The 24,068-nt window shown below is 73.3% G+C and carries 22 protein-coding genes and 1 pseudogene; 16 read left to right on the forward strand and 7 right to left on the reverse strand.

What is annotated here, in order from left to right; translation table 11 throughout:
• Positions 1 to 411: 411 nt before the first annotated feature.
• Genes P3H78_RS26180 through P3H78_RS26195 form a run of 4 tightly spaced genes read left to right on the forward strand, consistent with a single transcriptional unit; the run spans position 412 to position 5,036 of the window.
• Positions 412 to 1,731: an ABC transporter substrate-binding protein gene (locus P3H78_RS26180; protein WP_276111623.1), complete on the forward strand. Its 1,320-nt coding sequence runs from the start codon at positions 412 to 414 to the stop codon at positions 1,729 to 1,731.
• Positions 1,732 to 1,745: 14 nt separating this feature from the next.
• Positions 1,746 to 2,747, forward strand: coding sequence for a carbohydrate ABC transporter permease (locus P3H78_RS26185; RefSeq protein WP_276111704.1), 1,002 nt, complete (start codon positions 1,746 to 1,748; stop codon positions 2,745 to 2,747).
• Positions 2,740 to 3,642, forward strand: coding sequence for a carbohydrate ABC transporter permease (locus tag P3H78_RS26190; RefSeq protein ID WP_276111624.1), 903 nt, complete (start codon positions 2,740 to 2,742; stop codon positions 3,640 to 3,642). Before P3H78_RS26185 ends, P3H78_RS26190 begins: the two co-directional genes overlap by 8 nt.
• 29 nt (positions 3,643 to 3,671) lie before the next feature.
• A complete protein-coding gene (locus P3H78_RS26195; RefSeq protein ID WP_276111625.1) occupies positions 3,672 to 5,036 on the forward strand; it encodes a GH1 family beta-glucosidase in 1,365 nt (454 codons plus the stop codon).
• A gap of 106 nt (positions 5,037 to 5,142) precedes the next feature.
• Here P3H78_RS26195 and P3H78_RS26200 read toward each other — a convergent pair whose 3' ends face one another.
• On the reverse strand, positions 5,143 to 6,057 hold the full coding sequence (locus P3H78_RS26200) for a YceI family protein (protein ID WP_276111626.1): 915 nt from the start codon (positions 6,055 to 6,057) through the stop codon (positions 5,143 to 5,145).
• Between the two features lie 908 nt (positions 6,058 to 6,965).
• On the opposite strand from P3H78_RS26200, the gene P3H78_RS26205 reads away from it, so the two are divergent.
• The 3 genes from P3H78_RS26205 (at position 6,966) to P3H78_RS26215 (ending at position 10,598) form a co-directional block, all read left to right on the forward strand.
• On the forward strand, positions 6,966 to 7,619 hold the full coding sequence (locus P3H78_RS26205) for a hypothetical protein (protein WP_276111627.1): 654 nt from the start codon (positions 6,966 to 6,968) through the stop codon (positions 7,617 to 7,619).
• 39 nt (positions 7,620 to 7,658) lie between these two features.
• A complete protein-coding gene (locus tag P3H78_RS26210; RefSeq protein ID WP_276111628.1) occupies positions 7,659 to 8,369 on the forward strand; it encodes a YcnI family copper-binding membrane protein in 711 nt (236 codons plus the stop codon).
• A 300-nt stretch (positions 8,370 to 8,669) separates the two neighbouring features.
• Complete coding sequence (locus tag P3H78_RS26215; RefSeq protein WP_276111629.1) at positions 8,670 to 10,598, forward strand: DUF2075 domain-containing protein; 1,929 nt, start codon at positions 8,670 to 8,672, stop codon at positions 10,596 to 10,598.
• Between the two features lie 340 nt (positions 10,599 to 10,938).
• On the opposite strand, the gene P3H78_RS26220 is transcribed toward P3H78_RS26215, so the two are convergent.
• Complete coding sequence (locus tag P3H78_RS26220; protein ID WP_276111630.1) at positions 10,939 to 11,127, reverse strand: hypothetical protein; 189 nt, start codon at positions 11,125 to 11,127, stop codon at positions 10,939 to 10,941.
• 157 nt (positions 11,128 to 11,284) lie between these two features.
• Here P3H78_RS26220 and P3H78_RS26225 point away from each other — a divergent pair, with 157 nt between their 5' ends.
• Complete coding sequence (locus P3H78_RS26225) at positions 11,285 to 11,737, forward strand: hypothetical protein (protein ID WP_276111631.1); 453 nt, start codon at positions 11,285 to 11,287, stop codon at positions 11,735 to 11,737.
• Positions 11,738 to 11,798: 61 nt separating this feature from the next.
• Here the strand turns inward: P3H78_RS26225 and P3H78_RS26230 are convergent, their stop codons facing one another.
• The gene (locus tag P3H78_RS26230; protein ID WP_276111632.1) at positions 11,799 to 12,608 is read right to left on the reverse strand and encodes a CDP-alcohol phosphatidyltransferase family protein; all 810 of its coding nucleotides are present in this window, start codon (positions 12,606 to 12,608) and stop codon (positions 11,799 to 11,801) included.
• Positions 12,609 to 12,717: 109 nt separating this feature from the next.
• Between P3H78_RS26230 and P3H78_RS26235 the strand changes: the two genes are divergently transcribed.
• The 5 genes and pseudogenes from P3H78_RS26235 to P3H78_RS26255 form a co-directional block, all read left to right on the forward strand.
• Complete coding sequence (locus tag P3H78_RS26235; protein ID WP_276111633.1) at positions 12,718 to 13,692, forward strand: zinc-dependent alcohol dehydrogenase; 975 nt, start codon at positions 12,718 to 12,720, stop codon at positions 13,690 to 13,692.
• Between the two features lie 228 nt (positions 13,693 to 13,920).
• Positions 13,921 to 14,319, forward strand: a complete 399-nt coding sequence (locus P3H78_RS26240) for a 6-pyruvoyl trahydropterin synthase family protein (RefSeq protein WP_276111634.1) — start codon at positions 13,921 to 13,923, stop codon at positions 14,317 to 14,319.
• Positions 14,316 to 15,500 (forward strand): glycosyltransferase family 4 protein, encoded by a 1,185-nt coding sequence (locus P3H78_RS26245; RefSeq protein WP_276111635.1) that lies wholly within the window; start codon positions 14,316 to 14,318, stop codon positions 15,498 to 15,500. Before P3H78_RS26240 ends, P3H78_RS26245 begins: the two co-directional genes overlap by 4 nt.
• Positions 15,497 to 16,588, forward strand: a complete 1,092-nt coding sequence (locus P3H78_RS26250) for a class I SAM-dependent methyltransferase (protein ID WP_276111636.1) — start codon at positions 15,497 to 15,499, stop codon at positions 16,586 to 16,588. Before P3H78_RS26245 ends, P3H78_RS26250 begins: the two co-directional genes overlap by 4 nt.
• A pseudogene (locus P3H78_RS26255) lies at positions 16,585 to 17,514 on the forward strand (lysylphosphatidylglycerol synthase transmembrane domain-containing protein); the annotation flags it as partial. The gene P3H78_RS26250 and the pseudogene P3H78_RS26255, both read left to right, overlap by 4 nt.
• Before the next feature lie 164 nt (positions 17,515 to 17,678).
• On the opposite strand, the gene P3H78_RS26260 reads toward P3H78_RS26255, so the two are convergent.
• On the reverse strand, positions 17,679 to 18,488 hold the full coding sequence (locus P3H78_RS26260; RefSeq protein WP_313884426.1) for a creatininase family protein: 810 nt from the start codon (positions 18,486 to 18,488) through the stop codon (positions 17,679 to 17,681).
• 38 nt (positions 18,489 to 18,526) lie between these two features.
• On the opposite strand from P3H78_RS26260, the gene ribA reads away from it, so the two are divergent.
• Positions 18,527 to 19,186 carry a GTP cyclohydrolase II gene (ribA, locus tag P3H78_RS26265; protein ID WP_276111638.1) on the forward strand — a complete coding sequence of 220 codons (660 nt, stop codon included), beginning with the start codon at positions 18,527 to 18,529 and terminating at the stop codon, positions 19,184 to 19,186.
• Positions 19,187 to 19,271: 85 nt separating this feature from the next.
• Here the strand turns inward: ribA and P3H78_RS26270 are convergent, their stop codons facing one another.
• Positions 19,272 to 20,498 (reverse strand): serine hydrolase domain-containing protein, encoded by a 1,227-nt coding sequence (locus P3H78_RS26270; protein WP_276111705.1) that lies wholly within the window; start codon positions 20,496 to 20,498, stop codon positions 19,272 to 19,274.
• Positions 20,499 to 21,118: 620 nt separating this feature from the next.
• On the opposite strand from P3H78_RS26270, the gene P3H78_RS26275 reads away from it, so the two are divergent.
• Positions 21,119 to 21,592 carry a PPOX class F420-dependent oxidoreductase gene (locus P3H78_RS26275; protein WP_276111639.1) on the forward strand — a complete coding sequence of 158 codons (474 nt, stop codon included), beginning with the start codon at positions 21,119 to 21,121 and terminating at the stop codon, positions 21,590 to 21,592.
• Here P3H78_RS26275 and P3H78_RS26280 read toward each other — a convergent pair.
• Positions 21,559 to 22,476 carry an NAD(P)-dependent oxidoreductase gene (locus P3H78_RS26280; RefSeq protein WP_276111640.1) on the reverse strand — a complete coding sequence of 306 codons (918 nt, stop codon included), beginning with the start codon at positions 22,474 to 22,476 and terminating at the stop codon, positions 21,559 to 21,561. The two genes, P3H78_RS26275 and P3H78_RS26280, sit on opposite strands and share 34 nt — an antisense overlap.
• Before the next feature lie 158 nt (positions 22,477 to 22,634).
• Here P3H78_RS26280 and P3H78_RS26285 point away from each other — a divergent pair, with 158 nt between their 5' ends.
• Positions 22,635 to 23,231: a TetR/AcrR family transcriptional regulator gene (locus tag P3H78_RS26285; RefSeq protein WP_276111641.1), complete on the forward strand. Its 597-nt coding sequence runs from the start codon at positions 22,635 to 22,637 to the stop codon at positions 23,229 to 23,231.
• Positions 23,232 to 23,462: 231 nt separating this feature from the next.
• Here P3H78_RS26285 and P3H78_RS26290 read toward each other — a convergent pair whose 3' ends face one another.
• Entirely contained in the window at positions 23,463 to 24,065 is a 603-nt protein-coding gene (locus P3H78_RS26290) for a histidine phosphatase family protein (RefSeq protein ID WP_276111642.1), read from the reverse strand.
• Between the last annotated feature and the right edge of the window lie 3 nt (positions 24,066 to 24,068).

The following is a 24,068-nucleotide window of genomic DNA, read 5'->3' on the forward strand; positions in this document are numbered from 1 at the left end:
GAGCGCTCTCTTGCCGCTGAATGGTTCATCGGCGTGAAGACATCGTCAAGACGTGCGACCGGACTTCCCCGCAGGGCACTTGATGAGGCATCAGGTGAGGCGTGTGATGGCCGGAGGCCGAAAGGGTGGGGGAGCGGTGGCCGATACCCAACCGTTGCGGAGAGGGTCCCGGATGCCCGGCGCCCCTCCCGCCGCAGGTCACCCGTCCGTCCGTCGGCGGTCGGCGGGGACCGGCGCGCACCGCCCGCCGGCGACCGCCGCGGAACCCCTGCCGCATCCCTTGACGGGCCCTTCGGCGACGGTTTAACTCACGTCCTAAATTAAGCCGTGAGGGTTTTGGGAGCCGAACGGGGACCCGCCTCCCGAGCCTTCTCCGGCGCCCTCGACTCCCGGAAAGGGACACCAGGAGCCATGCGCAGCATCCGAGCCGCGGCCGTAGGCGCCGTCACCCTGTCTCTCGCCCTCGCCGCCTCGGCCTGCGGCGGCGGTACCTCCACCGGGGGCGGATCCGACGACTCGTCACCGAGGACGCTCACGTACTGGGCCTCCAACCAGGGCGCGAGCATCGAGGTCGACAAGAAGGTCCTGCAACCCGAACTCGACAAGTTCCAGAAGCAGTCGGGCGTGAAGGTGAAGCTGGAGGTGGTCCCCTGGTCGGACCTGCTGAACCGCATCCTCACGGCCACGACCTCCGGCCAGGGCCCCGACGTCCTCAACATCGGCAACACCTGGAGCGCCTCCCTCCAGGCCACCGGCGCGCTGCTGCCCTGGGACGCGAGGAACTTCGCCGCCGTCGGAGGCCGGAACCGCTTCGTCGACTCCGCACTCGGCTCGACCGGCGCACCGGGCAAGGACCCGGCCGCGGTCCCGTTGTACTCGATGGCCTACGCGCTCTACTGGAACAAGAAGATCCTCGCCGACGCCGGCATCGCCAAGCCCCCGGCGACCTGGGACGAACTCGTCGCCGACGGCGCGAAGATCCGGGCCCGGGGCAAGCAGGTCCTCGGCGCCGAGGGCTCCAACCTGTCGGAGAACATCCACCACGTCTTCGTCTTCGCCCGGCAGCACGGCGCCTCGTTCTTCACCCCCGACGGCAGGCCGGACTTCGCCAACCCCGGTACGGTCGCCGCGGTGCAGCAGTACGTCGGCCTGATGTCCAAGGACAAGGTCATCCCGCAGGGCAACGCCGAGTACGCGCAGAACCAGTCGGTGAGCGACTTCGCCAAGGGCCGTACCGCGATGCTCCTGTGGCAGTCGGCGTCGGCCAACCTGACGTCGCAGGGCATGGGCGGGGACGCCTACGGCGTCGCCCCCGTCCCGGTGCAGTCGGGCACCCCGGGCCCCGGCACCCAGGTCGACTCCATGGTCGCCGGCATCAACGTCGCGGTCTTCAAGAACACCCACAACCTGAACGGCGCACGGCGGTTCGTGAAGTTCATGACGAGCGACACCGAGCAGAAGATCCTCAACAGGGCCTACAGCTCGATCCCGCCGGTCAGGTCCGCCCAGCAGGACCCCGCGTTCGGCGCACCCGCCGACACCGTCCTCCGGAACACCCTCGCCACCAGCTCCGCCGCACTGCCCCAGGTCGCCGACGAGTCGCAGTTCGAGACGACGGTCGGCACGGCCGTCAAGGAACTCTTCGCCGACGCGGCCGCCGGACGCGCGGTCACCGCCGCCTCGGTGAAGGCCGCGCTGACCAAGGCCCAGCAGCAGATGCCCGCGACGTGAGCACGGGCACCCCGATGACGACCACCGTCCCCACCGGCCCCGGCACGGGCGCGCCGCCGGCCGGTGCACACACCCCCGGGGCGGCGCGCGGCCCGCGCCGCCCCGGGCGGATCCGCCGCGGCGCGCTGCCTTACCTGCTGCTCCTGCCCGCGCTGGTCCTCGAACTCCTCGTCCACCTGGTGCCGATGGCGATCGGCGTCGTGATGAGCTTCAAGCAGCTCACCCAGCTCTACATCCGCGACTGGGGCACCGCCCCCTGGTCCGGCCTCGGCAACTACCGGATGTCGGTGGACTTCGACGCCCCCGTCGGCCAGGCGCTGCTGCACTCCTTCCTCGTCACCGTCGTCTTCACGCTGCTGTCCGTCGCCCTGTGCTGGCTGATCGGCACGGCCGCCGCGATCTGCATGCAGGACTCCTTCCGCGGCCGCGGCCTGCTGCGCGCCCTGTTCCTGGTGCCGTACGCGCTGCCCGTCTATGCGGCCGTCATCACCTGGGTGTTCATGTTCCAGCACGACAACGGTCTGGTGAACCACGTCCTGCACGACCAGCTGCACCTCACCGGCCGGCCCACCTTCTGGCTGATCGGCGACAACAGCTTCGTCGCCCTGCTGACCGTGTCGGTGTGGAAGGGCTGGCCGTTCGCCTTCCTCATCGTGATGGCCGGGCTGCAGAACATCCCCGGGGAGCTGTACGAGGCGGCCGCGCTGGACGGCGCCGGCCTGTGGCAGCAGATCCGCCGCATCACCCTGCCGTCCCTGCGCCCCGTCAACCAGGTCCTCGTCCTGGTGCTGTTCCTGTGGACCTTCAACGACTTCAACACGCCGTACGTGCTGTTCGGCCGGGCCGCGCCGGAGGCCGCCGACCTCATCTCGGTCCACATCTACCAGGCGTCCTTCGTCACCTGGAACTTCGGGGCCGGCTCCGCGATGTCCGTGCTGCTGCTCCTGTTCCTGCTCGTGGTGACGGGCGGCCACCTGCTGCTGACCTCGAGAGGACGGAGGAGCGCCGATGTCTGACACCGTCCGGTCACCCCGACCAGCCGCATCATCCTCTCCGAGCGGCCGTTCGCCGACGGCGCCGCCGCGCTCCTTCCTGTGGACCCGGCGCGTGCTCCTCACCCTGCTCACCGGCTTCGTCCTGGTGCCGGTGTACGTCATGGTCTCCAGCTCGCTGAAACCGCTGCCCGACGTCACCGGCGGCTTCCGCTGGCTGCCGAGCGGGCTCACCCTCCGCCCGTACGTCGACATCTGGTCGACCGTGCCGCTGGCCCGGTACTTCGTGAACTCGCTGATCGTGGCGGGCTCGGCGACCGTCTGCTCGGTGGTCGTCGCCGTCCTCGCCGCCTACGCGGTCAGCCGGTACGCCTTCCGCGGCCGGCGCGTCTTCACCGTCACGGTGCTGTCCACCCAGATGTTCCCCGGCATCCTGTTCCTCCTGCCGCTGTTCCTGCTCTACGTCAACATCGGCAACGCCACCGGCATCGCCCTGTTCGGCTCCCGCGGCGGGCTGGTCCTGACGTACCTGACCTTCTCGCTGCCCTTCTCGATCTGGATGCTCATCGGGTACCTCGACTCGGTGCCCCGCGACCTGGACGAGGCGGCGCTGGTCGACGGCTGCGGACCGCTCGGCGCGCTCTTCCGCGTGGTGGTGCCCGCCGCGGTCCCCGGCATCGTCGCCGTCGCCGTCTACGCCTTCATGACCGCCTGGGGCGAGGTGCTCTTCGCGTCCGTCATGACCGACGACGCCACCCGCACCCTCGCCGTCGGCCTCCAGGGCTACTCCACGCAGTACGACGTGTACTGGAACCAGATCATGGCCGCCTCGCTCGTCGTCAGCGTGCCCGTGGTCGCCGGCTTCCTGCTGCTCCAGCGCTACCTCGTCGCCGGGCTCACCGCCGGAGCGGTGAAGTGACCGGCTCCCCCATCCCCGAGAGGACTTCCGTGTCCGACGCCATCGACCTCGCCGCCCTCCCGCACGACTTCCTGTGGGGCACCGCCACCTCGGCGTACCAGATCGAGGGGGCCGTCGCCGAGGACGGCCGCGCACCGTCGATCTGGGACACCTTCGCGCACACCCCCGGACGCATCGACCACGACGACCACGGCGACGTCGCCTGCGACCACTACCACCGCCGCCGCGACGACATCGCCCTGATGCGCCGCCTCGGCACCAACGCCTACCGGCTGTCGATCGCCTGGCCACGCGTGGTGCCCGCCGGTGACGGCCCGCTGAACCCCCGGGGCCTCGCCTTCTACGACGCGCTCGTCGACGACCTGCTGGCGGCCGGCATCACCCCGTCGGTCACCCTCTACCACTGGGACCTGCCGCAGGCCCTGCAGGACCGCGGCGGCTGGCCCGAGCGCGCGACCGCCGAGCACTTCGCCGACTACGCCGGAGCCGTCGCCGCACGCCTCGGGGACCGGGTGTCGCACTGGGCGACCCTCAACGAGCCCTCCTGCTCGGCCTGGATCGGCCACCTGGAGGGCACCATGGCCCCGGGCCTCACCGACCTCACCGCCGCGGTCCGCGCCTCCTACCACCTGCTCCTCGGCCACGGACTCGCCGTCCAGGCCGTGCGGGCCGCCGCATCCGGAGCCGAGGTCGGCATCGTCAACAACCTGTCCACCGTCCACGCCGCCACCGACCGCCCCGAGGACCGGGCCGCCGCCCGCCGCCACGACGGACACGTCAACCGCTGGTGGCTCGACCCGGTGCACGGCCGCGGCTTCCCCGCGGACATGCGCGAGGTCTACGGCGTCGAACTCCCCGAACGCGCGGGCGACGCGGAGACGATCGCCGCCCCGCTGGACTGGCTGGGCCTGAACTACTACTTCCCGGCCACCGTCGCCGACGACCCCACCGGACTCGCCCCCCGGGCCCGCTCCGTGCGCCGCCCCGGAGTGCCGCGCACCGGCATGGGCTGGGAGATCGACGCGAGCGGCATCGAGACCCTGCTGATGCGCCTCACCGAGGAGTACGGCGCGCAAAGGATCCACGTCACCGAGAACGGCTCGTCCTTCCCGGACACCGTCCGCCCCGACGGCACCGTCGACGACCCCGAGCGACGTGACTACCTGGAACGCCACCTGGCCGCCTGTGCGTCGGCCGCCCGCCGCGGCGCCCCCCTGCACGGCTACTTCGCCTGGTCGCTGCTCGACAACTTCGAATGGGCCTACGGCTACGACAAGCGCTTCGGCCTGGTCCACGTCGACTACCCCACCCAGACCCGCACCATCAAGGCCAGCGGCCACCGGTACGCGGAGATCGTGCGCGCCCACGGGGAGCTGGGGAGGAGGGCGGCCTGAGGGCCTCCCGGCCGGCTCCCCGCGAGCGTCCGGCCGGTCGCGCACGGAGGAGCGACCGCGTGCGGGGAGGGGAGGGGCCGGGGCGGTGCCGAGCCCGCCGGCTCGCCTACTCCGGCGGAGTAGGCGTTTCCGGAGTGCGGTACATCGCCTGGACGTCGAGCTCCAGCTGGACGGTCGGACCGACCACCGCGATACCGCGGGCGAGCATCGAGCGCCAGTTGAGGGTGAAGTCCTCCCGGTGCAGCTCGGCCTTGGCGAGGGCCGCGCAGCGCAGCTCCTGGTCGTAACCGCCGTTCACCGTCCCGAGGTACGTCGTGTCGAGCCCGACGGTGCGGCTGGTGCCGTGCATGGTGAGCGTGCCGTGCAGCGTCCACTTCGAGCCGCCGCGGTAGACGAACCGGGTGCTGACGAAGTCGATGAAGGGAAAGCGCTCGACGTCGAGGAAGTCGCCGGAACGCAGATGGTTGTCGCGGGTCCTGTTGCCCGTGGAGATGCTGGACGCGTCGATGCGCACCGAGATCTGGGAGTCGGCCATGTTCTGCGCGACGCGGATGCCGCCGTCGAAGCGGGTGAAACGGCCGTGGACGTGCGCCATGCCGACGTGCTTCGCGATGAACCGGATCGCCGTGTGCGGCGGGTCGAACAGCCAGGTGCCGGGCGGCGGAAGCTCCAGCTGACGGGCGGGCAGCAGGGGGACCCGCGTGAGGGGAAGGGCGACGTCGGCGGCTATGTCGACCTGCTTGCGGGCGGGGGACAGCCCGTCGGCAGCGGTCATCACGCTGTAGGTGCCCGGTGGCAGCGTCGCCATGAACAGGCCGTACGGGTCGGTGGTGCCGCGGGCCACGACGCGGTGGCTGTCGAGCGCGGTGACCGTGACCTCGGCCCCCCTCATGGGCTGTCCCGTGGGGTCGACGACCTCGCAGCCGAACGCCCCCGCCCCGGGTGGCAGGGAAACCGAAAGGCCCGGCGCGGCTCCGGAGGCGCCTCGGGGACGCCGACGCCGGAGTAGTCCGAGAGCCATGGTGTTCACCTTTCTGCATACGTCAATGTCGCGCGGACCCGCTCGACGGATGGTGTTCGCGGTTGCCAAGCGGATCGGAGGGAGGGAAGGGGGTGGCTCGCGAACGATCATAAAGTAGACGAGGAGGGGGGAGTGATCACCGGTCCCGGTCCGGGTGGTGGCCGTTCCTGGTTGACCGCCCGATGGCGCAGTTCAGCGCACTTTTCAGGCGGCACCGGGCCGCTCACTGCTCCACGCTTCGCGTCAGCGCTGTGGTGAAGGACACCCGCAACGCATCGGCGTTCACCAGACGTTCGCATTCGCACCACTCGCCCGACGCGCCGGGCGTTGTGCCGGAGAGGCAGAAGGGGTTCGCCGCGAGGCGGCACGCCGAGTTCGCACCCGAGGGCGCACCTGCCTCAGCGCGCCTACCGGGCCATGGTTGCCTGAATGCTCACTCGCCGTTTCCCAGGAGGGGAGGACTGCCGTGGGGGACGAGAGCCGTCGGCGACGGAGTTCCTGACGTCGGAGTCCCGGGTGCGGGGGACGATGCCCGGACGGGCGCTGGTCAAGGGCACGTGGCGACTCCTGTCCCGCTCCTCGGCGGGCGCAGGGCCGACGGTGTGCGTACGCCCGAGCATGCAGCGTCGCGCGCGACGGGGAGACGCTGCGGCTCGTTCCGTGACGGCTCCAGAACCGTGTGCGTCGAGGGCGAGTTCGGCCAGGACGGACGTGCCGCTCGGCGGATACGGCTCCGCGCCCCAGCGGTCGGCCAGGGCGGTGACGAGGAGGAGGCCGCGGCCCGACGGCTCCGGGGTCTCGGCCCTGCCGCGCCCCGGCCGCGGGACCGCCTCCGCTGCCCGACGCCGATCGGCTGAACGGCCCGGCTCCGCCGCGCGTACCTCTCCTCCGTGGGAGGATCCCTGACCATGAGCGCGTCGCCGGCGGTCCGGGGTCTGCGCGCCGGGGTGTTCGCCGCGGTGTGCGTGCTGCTCGCTGCCGCCGGACACGGGCTCTCCATGGGCGACATGCCGCCGTTGTGGGCGGACGGCGCCGGGTTCCTCGGCGTCTTCGCCGCCGGATGGCTCCTCGGTGGCCGGGAGCGCACCCTGCCGGGGATCGGCGCCGCCATGCTCGCCACCCAGGCGCTGCTGCACCTCGCCTTCGACGCCGCGCAGGCCCACGCGGCCGCGGCAGGCCCCGGAGTACCGGGGACCGTGATGCGTGCCGCCATGGCCGGGATGCCGGGAATGGCGGGCGCGCCGGGCGGAGCCGCCCTCGCACAGGCAGCGGCCGGCCACCCGCACACCCTCCCCCCGCACGCGGCCGCCGCACACGTCCTCGCCGCGCTCGTCGCCTCCTGGTGGCTGCGGCGCGGGGAGGCCGCGCTGTGGTCGCTGCTGCGGCGGGCCGTCGCCTGTGTGCCGGGGCTCGTCGCCTGGTGGCGTCCTGCGCCCCCGCTCCCGCGGTCCACCCCGGCCGCCGCCCACGGCGCGGCCCCGGCGCTCCCGCCCCGGCAGCTCCTGCTGCGCCACGCGGTCAGCCGGCGCGGACCCCCGGCCCGGATCCCGTACCCGGCCTGACAGCACCTCCCACACACCCGTACGGAGATCCACGCACCCATGTCCCGAACCCGCACCGCCCTGCGCCGCGCCGGCCTGGCCACCGCCCTCGCGGCGGCCGGCGTCCTCACCGCCGCCGGGGCCGCCTCCGCCCACGTGACCGTCCACCCCGAGAGCCTGCCGAAGGGCGCCACGGACGGCCTGCTGACCTTCCGCGTCCCCGACGAGGAGGACGGCGCGAGCACCACCAAGGTCGAGGTCCACCTGCCCACCGACCACCCCGTCCTCGGGGTGCTGGTCCACCCGCAGGACGGCTGGACCGCCAAGGTCACCACCACCAGGCTCAGCACGCCGGTCAAGACCGACGACGGGTCCATCACCGAGGCCGTCTCCGAGATCACCTGGACCGGTGGAAGGATCGCCCCGGGGCAGTACCAGGACTTCGACGTCGCCTTCGGCCAGCTCCCCGAGGACGGAAGCCAGTTGGCCTTCAAGACGCTCCAGACCTACTCCGACGGCAAGGTCGTCCGCTGGATCGAGGAGCCGACCGGCGACGACGAGCCGGAGAACCCGGCGCCCGTCCTGAAGCTCACGGCCGGGGACGGCGAGACCTCCGCCGCCTCCGCCGCCAAGCCCGCGGCCGCCGCCCCGTCCACCTCCACCGGCGACTCCACCGCCCGCGGCCTCGGCATCGCCGGCCTCGTCGTCGGCGTCCTCGGCCTGGCCGCCGCCGCGTTCGCCGTGGTGCGCACGCGCTCGGCACGGTCGTAGTCCCGCATCCCGCACGAAGGAGGGCCCGGATCACGGAGGTGATCCGGGCCCTTCCGCCTTCCACCGCTCTCTGAGCAGACGGACGCCAGTCGCCCCTGCAGGCTCCAGCGGTACGCCCGCAATGGTCGGCAGGTCCGGACCCCGTCAGCGGGGGAACGGCGACAGGACGACTGTCACTGCCGCCGGGTATCCTCAGACCGTCGTCAACGCGGCCCGACGGGCTTCCGCTCCACCCCGGTGGAGTTTCGAAGGACACGCCCCCACCCGCACGAGTCTCTTCGTGCTGCCCGGGGGAAGACCTTGCTGTTCCGCGCGTCCGCGAAAACGGTCGCCGTCATGGCCTTCGACGGTTCGCTGTTCCTGCACCTCACCGACAATTTCGTCCACATGCACGGCTATCGGCCCGGCACCTCGGAGCTGCGATCCTGGGAGCGCAGCATCCCCGTCCTTGCCACCGCGCTCAACGACGCGGGCCTGGGCGACGTGGAGGTCATGTTGGAGTACACGCTCCCGTTGAACAGCAAGCGCGCCGACGTCGTCCTCGCCGGAGTCCACCCGACAACGGGGGAGCCGTCGTACGTCGTAGTGGAACTAAAGCAGTGGAGCCAGGCACTTCCCCACGAGGACGACACCACTCTCTGCCACGTCGATGCCTACGCTCACCCGGTCCTCAACCCGATCGAGCAGGTGCGCCGATATTGCGAGTATCTCGTCAACTTCAACGGGGCGGTGTCCGAGTACGCCCATCGGGTCAACGGGGTGGCGTTCCTGCACAACGCCACTGAGTTCGGTGTGGCCGGGCTGAGGGAGATCGAGCGCGACGGCCGCGGTCTGCTGTTCACCGGGGAGAGCCGGGGCGCCTTTCTCGCTCACCTCCGTACGGTGCTGAGCGAGAAGCACCCCGGGGCAGGGGCGGCGGACGAACTGTGCGCAGGCGTCGCCGTGCCGTCGAAGCAGTTGATGTCCGTGGCCGCCGAAGAAGTGCGGGACCGCACGCAGTTCGTGCTGCTCGACGAGCAGCAGGTCGCGTACCGCATGGTGCTCAACGCGGTGCAGAAAGCGAAGAAGGCCGACCGCAAGGAAGTCGTCATCGTCACCGGAGGCCCCGGCACAGGGAAGAGTGTGATCGCCCTTCAGCTGCTCGGAGAGCTGTATCGACGCGGCATACCGGCGCTGCACGCCACCGGCTCCCAGTCCTTCACCAAGACGATGCGGAAGGTCGCCGGGGCCCGTAAGCGTGAAGTCCGGGACCTGTTCAAGTACTTCAACAGTTTCATGAGCGCCGCGAAGAACAGCCTGGGCGCCTTGATCTGCGACGAGGCCCACCGTGTCCGGGAGACCTCTGCCAACCGGTACACCCGCGCCGAGCACCGGACCGGCAGGGCCCAGATCGACGAACTCATCGACGTCGCCTACGTGCCCGTCTTCTTCCTCGATGAGCACCAGGTCGTGCGCCCCGGTGAGATGGGCACTGTCGCCGACATCAAGGAGGCGGCGGCGAAGCGGGACATCCCGTGCCACGTAGTACCTTTGGACAGCCAGTTCCGCTGCGGCGGCAGTGACGCCTACCTGCGCTGGGTGGTCCGACTCCTCGGACTCGAGCCCGGCGGACCGGTCACCTGGGAGCCCGACGGCCGCATGCAGCTCCAGGTCGCCGAGAGCCCTCGGGAGATGGAGGCGTTCCTGGAGGCCCGGCGAGCCCAGGGCTACGGCGCCCGCATGTCCGCCGGCTACTGCTGGCGCTGGTCCCCGGAGCCCAGCCCCGGCGAGCCGCTGCCACCCGACGTCGTCATCGGTGACTGGGCCCACCCCTGGAACCTGCGCGGTGACCGCTCCCTCTCCGGCGCGCCTCCGGCAGCCCTGTGGGCGACAGACCCGGCCGGCTTCGGCCAGGTCGGCTGCGTCTACACCGCCCAGGGCTTCGAGTACGACTGGTCCGGCGTCATCATCGGGCCCGACCTCCTCTGGCGAGACGGCCGCTGGGTCACAGACCGCACGGCCTCGAAGGACCCGGTGTTCAAGAGGTCCACCTCCGACGCTGACGTGGACCGCCTGATCCGCAACACCTACAAGGTGCTGCTGACCCGGGGCATGGTTGGCACTGTTGTGTACTCGACCGATTCGGAGACCCGGGCGAAGCTCAGGGAACTCGTGAGTGTTTCAGCGCGGGAACGGCTCGGGTACAGGCGTGACAGTCGAACGCACGACCGGAGAGCGCCCTGGTCGTGAACCGGCCGACCCATTGCGTCGAACAGGCCGCCGCTCACCTGTGACCGCGATACGAGGAGGCCGGTGTTCGGGGCATGGGTGAGGCCGGGGTGGGAAGGGCCCGTGGATCCGGGAACTCGATCTACGGCTGCTGCGAAGCAGGGTCACGTTCACGGCCGATGTCAGGTCCATACGCGTAACGGCGGCGGAGATCGACGGACTCATCCCGGACACGACGATCTCCGTCGCCACGAGCCACGACCTCGGTCTGTCGTTCGACGCGGGCGGTCGGCGCGGCTTCGCCACACTGATCCCCAGGTACTCGACCCTGCCCGCACGAGGCACCCGTAGTGCCATGCCTTCAGTCCGAGGGGCCTCGAAGGTGATTCTGGAGATCGTCGAGGGGGACGGACAGGGTGCCGCGGACGACGAGCGCACGTTTCCGCTGGCCCGACTGGAACTCCCGGTTCCCCAGCCCAATGCCGAGCCGTCGAGCAGCGTGTTCGACGTCGACTACCACTACGACCGCAGCGGCATCCTCAAGATTCATGCCAAGTCCCGTCACTCGGGCACCGTCATTCTCGACGAGGAACTGGATTGCTTCGGCCCCGACGGCACGCCCATCGCGCAGGGAATTGCAGCGGCTGCTGCGGCGCATCGACGAGCCGGCGGTACTTCCATCCGCCGGAGTCCCGTCACCTCACGCGGTGACATCGACTCTCAGAGAGAGCAGCGAGCCGGAGGGGCAGACCAAAGGCAGCGACACTCCGGTTCTCGTGGTCGACGGCCGGGGCATCATGACCGCCGGACGTACCCCCGCCTCACCACGACCCCCGAGCATGCGGTTGTTGGGTTCAGCACTCGCGGACATCAGGCGTCGCTTCCAAGACCGGCACGTCGTGACCGTCATCGGTACCGACCTCGTGGATGCCGTCGAGCACGACGAGCAACCGATCCTGGACAAGGCGATCGAAGAAGGACTGGTCGTGACCGTACCCTCCTCCTCGCCCCAGGCCGTCCTCAGCGTGGCCCAGCAGCTCGATGCCGTGGTTATCTCCATGGACGACCTGACTCGACTGCGCGTCCCACATTCTTGGTTGGCACAGAAGGGGCGCTTCGTGAAACTCGCCCGGGTCGAACGCAACTGGGTCTTCGTGTAGGTGATCGACGCGTGGCTGGGATCACATACCTGCGATCCCAGCCCTCCGCCGTCCCCGGACGTCACGCCGCCCGCGCCGGCTCCAACTGATCCTCCACCGCAACCGGCAGTCGCACGGGCGACTGCCCCGTGTCCCCGGTCGCGCCCGCCCGTGCCCGCGGGTGCGACGTCCGGTACAGCCACAGCACGTCCCGGCCGAACGACCACACCAGGAGGCCCAGGGCGAGCAGCACCACGGCGAAGTTCCCCGCCGCGGGCAGCAGGTCGGCGCCCGCCAGCAGCAGGAGGACGCCCTGGAGCGCGGCGACGGTCTTGCGGGCCGTGCTCGGGGGGAGCTGCCCGTTCAGCCAGGGCAGGACCCGGGCCGCGGCCACGAAGGCGTACCGCATGCCGCCGATGAGGAGCACCCACGGGCCGAGGCTCATCGCGACGTAGACGCTGAGCACCAGGATGAGGAAGGCGTCGACCTCCATGTCGAAGCGGGCGCCCAGCGCCGTCGACGTGCCGGTGCGTCGGGCCACCTTGCCGTCCACGCCGTCCAGGATCAGTGCCACCGCCGTCAGGCCGACCAGCAGCGACACCGGCGGGGAGCTCTCGAAGGAGTCGGCGACCAGGGCCGTCACACCGCCGACGAGGGTGGCCCGGCCCAGGGTGACCCGGTTGGCGGCGCCGAACGTGCGCAGCCGCGACCGGTGCAGCGCCCGGGAGAGCACCGCCCAGGTGGCGATCGCGAACACCAGCCCGGTCAGCCAGCCGGCCGGGCCCATCCCGATCGCCGTGCCGAGCAGGGCCAGCAGCAGGATCTGCACGCCCGCTCCCACAGCGGGCTCCTGCTGGACCGGCCTTGCGTCGTAAGTGTTGTTCAGGGCCACCGCACACCCTCCGGCCGAGTGACAGAGTCGATCATCGCCGCGTACCTTGTGCGCGGCCTGTGCACATCTCCGTACGTGAACAGCTTCCCGATCGTTCAGGAGGACGACGATGAACCACCCCGCCCGTGCCTTCTGGCTCGGTTCGCCCGGCCAGGGCGAGATACGTGACCTGCGCGTTCCCGACCCGGCCGACGGCGAGGTGCTGGTGCGCACGCTGTGGTCCGGGGTGAGCCGCGGCACCGAGACCCTCGTGTTCCGGGGCGGTGTGCCCGCGAGCCAGTACTCCGCCATGCGGGCGCCGTTCCAGGACGGCGACTTCCCCGGCCCGGTCAAGTACGGCTACCTGAACGTCGGCGTCGTCGAGGAGGGGCCGGCCCACCTGACGGGCCGCACGGTCTTCTGCCTCTACCCGCACCAGACGCGCTACGTCGTCCCCGTGGCCGCGGTGACCCCGGTGCCCGAGGCCGTGCCCGCCCACCGGGCCGTGCTCGCCGGGACCGTGGAGACCGCGGTGAACGCCCTGTGGGACGCCGCACCGCTGGTCGGCGACCGGATCGCCGTGATCGGCGGCGGCATGGTCGGCTGCTCGGTGGCCGCGCTGCTCGCCCGCTTCCCCGGGGTTCGGGTGCAGTTGGTGGACGCCGATCCCGCGCGGGCCCAGGTCGCCGCCGCACTCGGTGTCGGGTTCGCCCTGCCGGCCGACGCGCTCGGCGACTGCGACCTGGTGGTCCACGCCAGCGCCACCGAGGAGGGCCTCACCCGCGCCCTGGAGCTGCTCACCCCCGAGGGCACCGTCCTGGAACTGAGCTGGTACGGGGACCGCCGGGTCGCGCTGCCCCTCGGTGAGGCCTTCCACTCGCGCCGGCTGGTCATCCGCAGCAGCCAGGTCGGCACGGTCTCCCCGGCCCGCGCCGGCCGCGGCTACGCCGACCGGCTCGCCCTCGCCCTCGACCTGCTCGCCGACCCGGCGCTGGACGCGCTGATCACCGGGGAGAGCGCCTTCGAGGAACTGCCCGGGGTCATGCCGAAGCTGGCGTCGGGTGAGATTCCCGCCCTGTGCCACCGGATCCGCTACGAGGGCTGAGGCCGGGCGGCGACGCGCGTAACCGGCGGCGACGCGCGTACCGGCGGGGTGCCTGCCGACCGCGGCGGCAGGGCCGTTCGATCCTCAACCGTCCCCGGCAGGGTGCGAGCGCCTGACCTCAGAAAAGGGAGCGGAAGGTCTGAACAACGGGAAGCGGGCACACGTACTACACGGCACCCCGGGAGGATCAGCCGGGGACCAGACGCGCCGCACCTGGAGGGTCGTCCGTTGTTCAGCATCACCGTCCGCGATCACATCATGATCGCCCACAGCTTCCACGGCGAGGTGTTCGGGCCCGCGCAGCGACTGCACGGCGCCACGTTCCTCGTGGACGCCACCTTCCGCCGCGAGCAGCTGGACGACGACAACATCGTCGTCGACATCGGCCTGGCCACCCAGGAGCTGGGCGCCGTCGTCAGCGAGCTGAACTACCGCAACCTCGACAACGAGCCGGACTTCGCCGGGGTCAACACCTCCACGGAGTTCCTGGCGAAGGTCGTCGCGGACCGGCTCGCCGAGCGGATCCACAAGGGAGCCCTCGGCGAGGGGGCCAAGGGACTCGCTGGCCTCACGGTCACCCTCCACGAGTCGCACGTCGCCTGGGCGAGTTACGAGCGTGCCCTGTGACCGACACGACCGTCGACCGGGCCGCGCCCCTCACCTACCTGCCCGTGCAGCGCGCGGGCCTGGAGCCCGTCGGGATCATCCCCATGTCCCTGCGCACCGTGCACTTCGTCATGCCGGGCGGCGTCGACGACCCGGCGACCCCCAGCGGCGGCAACGCCTACGACCGGCGCGTCAGCCTCGACCTGCCCGGCTTCGGATGGCACGTCCGCGGGCACGCGGTGGACGGCGCCTGGCCCCGGCCGGACACCGCGGCCCGCACCGAACTCGCCCGTCTGCTGCACGAGCTGCCCGACGGTGCGGTCGTCCTGCTGGACGGGCTGGTGGCCTGCGGCGTGCCCGAGGTCGTCGTCCCGGAGGCCGCCCGGCTGCGGCTGGCCGTGCTGGTGCACCTCCCGCTCGGCGACGAGACCGGCCTGGATCCCGCGGTGGCCGCCGAACTCGACGCCCTGGAGCGCACCGTGCTGCGGACGGTCTCCGCCGTCGTCGCCACCAGCGACTGGGCGGTCCGCCGCCTGGTCTCCCACCACGGCCTCGCCCCAGAACGGGTCCATGTCGCCGCGCCCGGCGCCGACATCGCACCGGCCGCCCCCGGTACCGACGGCGTCTCGCGGCTGCTCTGCGTCGCCTCGGTCACCCCGCGCAAGGGGCAGCACCGCCTGGTGGAGGCGCTCGCCTCCGTGACCGAACTGCCGTGGACCTGCGTGTGCGTCGGCGGCCTCACCCACGACCCCGGCTACGTGTCCCGGCTGCGCGGCCTGATCCGCACGCACGGCCTGGAGGACCGCTTCCACCTGGCCGGGCCGAAGACGGGCGCCGACCTCGACGCCGCCTACGCGGCCGCCGACCTGATGGTCCTCGCCTCCTACGCCGAGACCTACGGCATGGCGGTCACCGAGGCGCTGGCCCGCGGCATTCCCGTGCTGGCCACCGACGTGGGCGGCGTCCCGGAGGCGGTCGGCCGCGCGCCCGGCGGTGGGGTGCCCGGCATCCTCGTCCCGCCGGAGGACCCCGCGGCCCTCGCCGCCGAACTGCGGTGCTGGTTCGGCGAGGCCGACGTGCGCCGCCGGCTGAAGGCCGCCGCACGGAGCCGGCGCGCCGCGCTCGGCGGCTGGGCGACGACCGCCCGCAGCCTCGCCGGCGTCCTGGGCCGGCTGTCCGACGAGCCCCGGAGGGCGGCATGACGAACACCACGGCGTCGACCGGGTCCGCCCACCGCGAAGGGAGCGCGCCCACCGGGCCGGGTCCGCACGACGCGAGCGGCCCCGGCGCGCACCCCGGGGGCGGCGGCCGGGACCCCCTGCCGGCCGGCCCGCAGCCCGTGCCGGCCGCCGCCGACGAGGCGCCCGCCGACGTGATCCCGGGCGCCGGGCCCTCGGTACGGCCGGGGGAGCGGGCCACCCTGCGGCTGCGCGAGGACGGGCCCGACGAACCGCCCCGCTACGCCCCCGAGTGGCTCCAGCTGCGCGAGGTCGCGGACGCGGCCGCGCGCGCCCCGGAACTGGTCGACGTGCTGCGGACGCGCCTGGCCGGTTTCCCCGGCGCCCCCGGCTCCCACGGCGGGACCGTCGTGCACGACCTGGGCTGCGGCACCGGCTCCATGGGCCGCTGGCTCGCCCCGAGGCTGGACGGCGCGCAGCACTGGATCCTCCACGACCGCGACCCCTACCTGCTGCACTTCGCCGCCGTCGGCTCCCCGCGCGCGGCCGCCGACGGCAGCCGGGTCAGCGTGGAGACCCGGCGCGCGGACGTGGCCCGGCTGACGCCGGACGCCCTCGACGGCGCGTCCCTGGTGACCGCCTCGGCCCTGCTGGACGTGCTCACCCGGGAGGAGATCGACACCCTCGCCGCCGCCTGCGCCGCGGCCGGCTGCCCGGCCCTGCTGACGCTGTCGGTGCTCGGCCGCGTCGAACTCACCCCCGCGGACCCGCTGGACGCGGAGATCACCGAGGCGTTCAACGCCCACCAGTGCCGCGACGGCCTGCTCGGGCCCGGCGCGCTCGCCGCCGCCGGCGAGGCCTTCGCCCGGCACGGGGCCGCCGTACGGCTGGAGCCGAGCCCCTGGCGACTCGGCCCCGACCAGCGCGAGCTGACCGCCCAGTGGCTGCGCGGCTGGGTCGGCGCGGCCGTCGAGCAGCGCCCCGAACTCCGGGCGCGGGCCGATCGGTATCTGACGGAGCGTCTCGCTGCTTGTGCCGCAGGCGAGTTGGAGATCGTCGTCCACCACAGCGACCTGCTCGCGCTGCCCGGTCCGGCGGGCGGTGCCGCATGAGCGTGGACACCCTGGACACCGTCGCCGCCCCCGCACGGCCCGCGGACGCCCGGCGGGCGGACGCGGAGGGGTGCTCCGGGGGCGGCCGGGCCGGCGAGGGGGCCGTCCCGGCGGGGCGGCCCCTCACCCGCACCCTGCGCACCCACGGCGGCACGGTCGCCGGCGCCGCCATCCTCGCCGTCCTGCTGTGGCGGCTGGGCACCGGCGTCTTCCTGGACGGACTGCGCAGGATCGACGGGCCGTCGCTCGCGACGGCGCTCGGCGTCGGCGCCGTCACCACGGTGCTGAGCGCCTGGCGCTGGCAGCTCGTCGCCCGCACCCTGCGCATCCGTCTCCCGCTCGGCCCGGCCGTCGCCGACTACTACCGGGCGCTGTTCCTCAACGCGGCGCTGCCCGGGGGCGTCCTCGGCGACGTGCACCGGGCCGTGCGGCACGGGCGGAGCGCCGGGGACATCGGCCGCGGCGTGCGCTCCGTGGTGCTGGAGCGGGTCGCCGGGCAGATCGCGCTCGCCGTCACCGGCACCTCGGTGCTGCTCGTGCTGCCCTCCCCGGTCCGCGCCGACGTCCGGCACGCGGCACCGGCCCTCGCGCTCGCGGCCGTCGGGGCGGGCGCGGTCGCGCTCGCGCTGCGCATGAACCGGGCGCCGTCGCGGCGCGGGGCGGCGCTGCGCCGCACCCTCGCCGAGGTGCGGGAGAGCCTGCTGTCCCGTCGCAACGGGCCGGGCGTCGCCCTGTCCTCGGCCGTGATCCTGGCCGGCCATGCGGCGATGTTCGTCGTCGCCGCCCGCGTCGCGGGCTCGGAGGCCCCGGTCCCGGTCCTGCTGCCGCTCGCGGTGCTCGCGCTGATCGCCATGGGGCTGCCGCTGAACATCGGCGGCTTCGGCCCCCGCGAGGGCGTCACCGCCTGGGCGTTCGGGGCCGCCGGCCTCGGCGCGAGCACCGGGCTGGCGGTCGCCGTCGTCTACGGCGTGCTGAGCCTGGCGGCGAGCCTGCCCGGCGCACTGGTCCTCCTCGTCCGCTGGTACACCGGCCTCCGCCCCGGGTCCGGTACCGCCGAGACGGCACCGGAGCCCGGCCTCCTGCCCGGCGGCTACGCGGACCCGGCGGCGGCCGCGTCCCGCCCGGGGCCCGCGGACTTCCCCGGAGCGTCCCCGGAGGTCAGCAGCGCGAAATACGGGCCGAAGGAGGCGGCGAGGCTCGCCAGGAGTTCCTTCCCCTTTTCCGCGGAACCGAGGGAAGGACGGCCGATGACGCCCGACGCGGTATAGGCGGACATTCCCACGGTGAGGAGATGACGCCGGTCGTCCGCGGTGAAATCCGCGGACTCGTAGCCGGCCCGGACCATTTCGGGATGAGCGTGCAGAAGAATGGAGGTCTCGATTTCTCCCGCGTGCATGTCGGTGAGCAGCGAGGTGCGCACTCCGGCCCGTTCCCGGGCCGTCTCCCAGTCCTCGGCGGCCGGGAAGAGCGCCGCGTTCTCGCCGCGTGCGGAGGACTCCTGCACCACGTTGCCCAGGACGTAGTTCCCGCCGTGCCCGTTGACCAGCACCAGCGCGTCGACGCCGGACCGGCGCAGGGACTCGGCGACGTCCCGCACCACCGCGTGGAGGGTCACGGAGGAGATGCTGACGGTTCCCGGCCAGGCCGCGTGCTCGTGCGAGCAGCCGATGGCCACCGGCGGAAGGAGGTGCACCGGGTACGCCTCGGCGATCTCCCGGGCGATGGCGCAGGCGACCAGGGTGTCGGTCGCCAGAGGAAGGAACGGACCGTGCTGCTCGAAGCTCCCCACGGGGAGGACCGCGACCTGCCGTGAGAGGCCCGCCCCCCGCGTCCGCACGTCCTCCGTGGTGTCCGTCGGCAAGGGACCGTACGCCGCCGGCCGCTTTCCCGAACCACTCATAGTTTTCCGGCCTTTCGTCTCTGCTTAGGATCCAGATCATGACAGACAACCTCGGTGTTCTCGGCAAGAAGTCCCCGCGGCGCTCGGGCGCGGAACGCGTCGTGAATGCGCCGCTGCCCACCGTGTACGGGCATTTCCAGGCGGTCGGTTATCTCGACCACGACCGCGGTGACGAACAAGTCGCCCTGGTGTACGGGGAGATCGGCGCGGAGAACGTCCTCACCCGGCTGCACTCGGAGTGCCTGACCGGTGACGCCTTCGGCTCCCAGCACTGCGAGTGCGGCGACCAGCTCGCCGCCGCGCTGCGCGCGGTCGTCGCCGCCGGCAGCGGCGTCGTCGTCTACCTGCGCGGCCACGAGGGCCGCGGCATAGGCCTGCTGGCGAAGCTGCGGGCGATGGCGCTGCAGGCGGAGGGCCTGGACACCGTGGAGGCGAACCTCGCCCTCGGCCTGCCCGTCGACGCCCGCGACTACGGCGTCGCCGCGCAGATGCTGCAGGACCTCGGGGTGCGTTCGGTGCGGCTGATGTCCAACAACCCGCGCAAGCGGGAGGCGTTGGTGCAGCACGGCATCGAGGTCACCGAGCAGGTGCCGCTGCTCATCCCGCCGTGCGAGAGCAACATCACCTATCTGCGGACCAAGCGGGAGCGCCTGGACCACCACCTGCCGCACCTGGACGCGGTGGCGCACCTGTCCTGACCGCCGGCTGGGAGCCCCCGAAGGGGCGAGGGGCGGGGCGCCGCCCTCCCCTCGCCCGCCGGCCGGTGCCCGCGGCCGCCGGGGCTCAGTCCCGCAGCGCCTCGTGCAGCAGGCGCTTCAGCTCCGGGTAGAGCCGCAGGGAGCTGCGGGGACGGACCTGGGTCATGAACTGGAAGGTCAGGTCGCGGCCCGGGTCGACCCAGAACGTGGTGGTGGCCACCCCGCTCCAGCCGAACTGGCCCCGGCCGGTGGGGGCCTGGGTGCGGGCCGGGTCGATGACGACGGAGACGCCGAGGCCGAAGCCGACGCCGTCCTTGCTCGGTTCGTCGTGGGCGGGGCTGCCGAAGGACCGCAGGTCGGCGCCGCCGGGCAGGTGGTTGCGGGTCATCAGGCCGACGGACCGCTCGGACAGCAGCCGGACGCCGTCGAGTTCGCCGCGCCGGCGCAGCAGTTCCATGAAGCGGTGCACGTCGTGCGCGCTCGCCACCAGGCCCCCGCTGCCGGACAGGAAGCGCGGCCGCCCGCGCAGCGGCAGGCCGGCGATCGGCTCGAGACCGCCGTCGTCGGTCTGGCCGTACAACTCGGCCAGCCTTTCGCCCTGTTCTCCGGTGACCTGGAACCCGGTGTCCGTCATGCCGAGCGGTCCGAGGATCCGCTCGGCGAAGAACGCGTCGAGCGGCTGCCCGGACACCACCTCCACCAGGCGGCCCAGGACGTTGCTCGCCACGGAGTAGTTCCACTGCGTGCCCGGGTCGAACTGCAGCGGCAGGCCCGCGTAGACCTCCACGGTCCGGGTGAGGTCGGCGCCCGCGGGCACCGACGACTGGAGCCCGGCCGCCCGGTAGAGGGCGTCGACGGGGTGGGCGTGGTAGAAGGCGAAGGTCAGCCCGGCGGTGTGGGTGAGCAGGTGCCGTACCAGGATCGGCCCGGCGGCCGGCCGGGTGCGCACGTCGTCGCCGGAGCCCCCGGTGTACACCCGGGGCGCTGCGAAGACGGGCAGGTGCCGCTCCAGCGGGTCGTCCAGGGACAGCAGCCCCTCCTCGGCCAGCATCAGCACGGCCACCGCGGTGACCGGCTTGGTCATGGAGTAGATCCGCCACAGTGTGTCCGGCCGGACGGGCAGCCCGGCCGCCACGTCGCGCCGGCCGTACGCGGTGAGGTGCGCGACCCGGCCGCCCCGCGCCACCGACACCAGGAACCCGGGAAGCCGCCCCTCGTCGACGAGTCCGGCGACATGCCGGTCGAGGCGGTCCAGGGCCTTCGCGTCCAGTCCGGCCTCGTCCGGATCGACGTCCTGCCGCAGCTGTGCCATCGCTCTCCTCGGGTCGCACGTCCGGGTGCGCGGGACCGCTCCGGCCCGCCCGGACCCGGCCCCGCGGGGATCATGGTCGCGCAGTGACGGGGGTGCGGTCCCGCGGATCAGCAGGATCGCCGGAGGCGCCGGGGCCGCCCGGGTCGCCGGGAGCGCGGTGGCCGTCGTGGGCGGTGACGCCGGCGGCCGCCCGCCGCGGCAGGGCACGGGTGGCCGCCGCCCCCGCCGCGGCGCCGAGGCGAGCACCGTCAGCGGCAGCAGGGTCCCTCCGCCGAGGCCGCGCAGCGTGGCCGCCGCGGCCACGCCCAGCGCCGGGCCCACGTTCGGCGCGGTCTGCTGCCACCCGCCCTCCACTCCGGCGGACTCCACCTGCGCGGCCCGTACGGCGACCCGGGCCGCCGCCACCCGCACCGTGCCGAACCCGGCCCCGAGCAGTGCGAACCCACCGCACATCGGCAGCGCCCGCGGCGTGGTCGCGGGCACCACGGCACCGCGCGAGCAGCTCCGGGCGCCTACCGCCGTGCGCCGCTCCTCGACCCGGCGCACCAGGAGTGAAGGGACGGTGTCTGCGCAGGCGGTGTGCCGGGAATGCCGCGGGCGGCGCCCCCGTTGCACCGGACATGACGGACGACACACGCGGTACCGCGGCGCACGACCCGGCACAGGACGCCCTGCTCGGACTGCTCTCCGAGGGGAACGGCGGGGTGCTCGTCACTCTCAAGCGGGACGGGCGGCCCCAGCTGTCCAACGTCGTGCACGCCTGGGACCCGGACGAGCGCATCCTGCGGGTGTCGCTCACCGACGACCGCGCCAAGACCCGGAACCTGCGCCGCGACCCGCGCGCCTCCTACCACGTCACCAGCCCCGACCGGCGCGCCTACACCGTCGCCGAGGGCACCGCCCACCTCACGCCCGTCGCGGGCGACCCGTACGACGACACCGTCGAGGAACTCGTCCGCCTCTACCGCGCCGTCATCGGCGAGCACCCCGACTGGGACGACTACCGCGCGGCCATGGTGCGCGACCGCCGCCTGGTGCTGCGGCTGAAGGTCGACCGCGCCTACGGCATCCCGAGCGGTCCGGGCGAGGGGTGACGTTCCTCGGCCTGCGCCGTCGTACGGGACTCGATCGCCCGCAGTACCGCCACCATGTCCTCGCCGCCGTGCCCGAGGGCCACCGTCTCCCGGTACAGGGCGTGGCACACGTCCAGCAGCGGTGAGGCGGTGCCGGACGCGCGGGCGGCCTCGGCGATGAGCCGGTTGTTCTTCAGCACGTCCAGCGCCGCCGCCTGCACCGCGAAGTCCCCGGCGAGCAGCTTGGGCGCCTTCGTGCGGGAGACCGCGCTGGCCATCGGGCCCGCGCCCAGCACGTCCAGGAACAGACGCCGGTCCAGACCCTGCCGGCCGGCGAAGTGGTACGCCTCGGTCAGCCCGGTCACCAGCGTGATCAGGAACAGGTTCACCGACAGCTTGGTCAGCAGCGCGTGCGGGGCGGGCCCGCACCGGAACACCTCCCGGCACATCGGGGCGAGCAGCGGCCGTACCCGGTCCACGGCCGTGTCCTCCCCGGCCAGCATGGCCACCAGGTCGCCCTGCTCCGCCGGGACGCGGGAGCCGGAGACCGGCGCCTCGACGTAACTCCCGCCCGCCGCGCGGACCTCCGCCTCCAGGCCGCGTGAGTACTCCGGCGCGGTCGTGCCCATCGGGACGACGACCCGGCCGGCGACCCGCCCGGCGAAGGCCGGGGTGCCACGGCCCAGTACGGCGTCGAGCGCCGGGCCGTCGGTGAGCATCAGCAGCACCACGTCCGCGCGGGCGAACACCTCGCCCGGGTCCGCCGCCACCGCGGCGCCGGCCACCCGCAGCGGGGCGGCGCGCTCCGCCGTGCGGTTCCACACGACCAGGGGAGTGCCGGCCCGGGCCAGGCGGAGCGCCATGGGCTGCCCCATGACTCCGAGACCGATGAATCCGACGTGCACGCGGGACCGCCCTCCACCCGGAACGGACTATGACACCGGTCATAGTAGCGCTGTTCATGACGACGGTCATAGGCTGGCGGCCGGAACGACGACCGTGACCGGCACGAAGGCAGGTGCCGGGACGGACCGGGACCGGGACGGACGCCGGGAGGCCGAGGATGACGACGGAGTCCCAGCGGGGACCACGGGAGCGGATGGTCTTCAGCGCCGCCCAGCTCATCCGGCGCGACGGCGTGGGTGCGACCGGCATGCGGGACGTGGCCGCCCACGCCGGGGCGCCCCGCGGATCGCTCCAGCACTACTTCCCCGGCGGCAAGGAGCAACTGGTCGGCGAGGCCGTCGCCTGGGCCGGGCGGTACGCGGGCCGACGGGTCGCCCGCTTCCTGGCGGGGCTGGACGAGCCGACGCCCGGCGGCCTGTTCGCCGCGATGGTGCGGCAGTGGACCGACGAGTGCGAGGCACAGGGGTTCACGGCCGGCTGCCCGGTCGCCGCGGCGACCGTCGACGCCTCCTCGGCCGGTGCCTCCACCCGGGAGAACGCGGCCGCCGCCTTCGCGGCCTGGCGCGGGCCGGTCGCCGAGGCCCTCGCCGGCATGGGCGTCCCGGCCGACCGCGCGGCGTCCCTGGCCACCCTGATGATCAGCGCGCTGGAGGGCGCCCTGCTCATGGCCCGCGCCGAACGCGACACCCGCGCCCTGACGACCGTCGTCCGCGAACTGGGCCCCCTGCTGGACGCGGCGGTCCCCGCCTCCTGACTCCGGCGGACCCGCACGGCACCACCTGCTCCGGCGCCCGGCCCGCCGCCGAGCGCCGGCTGCTGCCGCGAGGGACCCCGCCCGGACCGCCCTGCTCCTGACCGCGCCGGTCCGCCGCATGCGCGGAGGCCGGGGTGCGCTGCGGGCGCACCCCGGCCCCGGGGTTCCGGACGCGCCGCCGCGGGCGGCCGGTCGCGGTGCGGTGCGGCGGGGCCGCACCGCACCGCGCGGTCACGCGGACCGCGGGCGGATGTTCCACTCGGCGACGACGGGCCGCCCGTGCTCGGTCGACAGCCGGCCGACCGTGGCGGTGGAGAGCTGGAACAGGCGCCCCTCGGCGGGCGGCAGCCCCAGCCGGCGGGCGGTCAGCACCCGCAGGACGTGGCCGTGCGCGAAGAGCAGCACGTCTCCGGCGTCCTCCGCGAGGGCGGCGTCGGCACGGGCCAGCACCCGGTCCACGCGCCGCCCCACGTCGGCCGCCGACTCGCCGGGGCTGCCGTCCCCGGACGCCGGTGTCCCGTCGGTCCACAGGTCCCAGCCGGGGCGGGAGCGGTGGATGTCCGGCGTGGTGATGCCCTCGTAGGCGCCGTAGTCCCACTCGTGCAGGTCGGCGTCCGGCAGCGGGCCGGTGACGCCCGCGAGTTCGGCGGTGCGCACGGCCCGCGCGAGCGGGCTGGTGAGCACCAGGGCGAAGCTCCTGCCGGCGAGCAGCGGGGCGAGGGACTTGGCCTGCTCCTCGCCGTGCTCGGTGAGGGGCAGGTCGGTCCGGCTGGTGTGCTGTCCCGACCTGCTCCACTCCGTCTCGCCGTGACGGACCAGCAGCAGGTCTCCCACGGT

The sequence above is a fragment of the Streptomyces tropicalis genome (genome assembly GCF_029269835.1).
GTDB classification, from domain to species: Bacteria; Actinomycetota; Actinomycetes; order Streptomycetales; family Streptomycetaceae; genus Streptomyces; species Streptomyces tropicalis.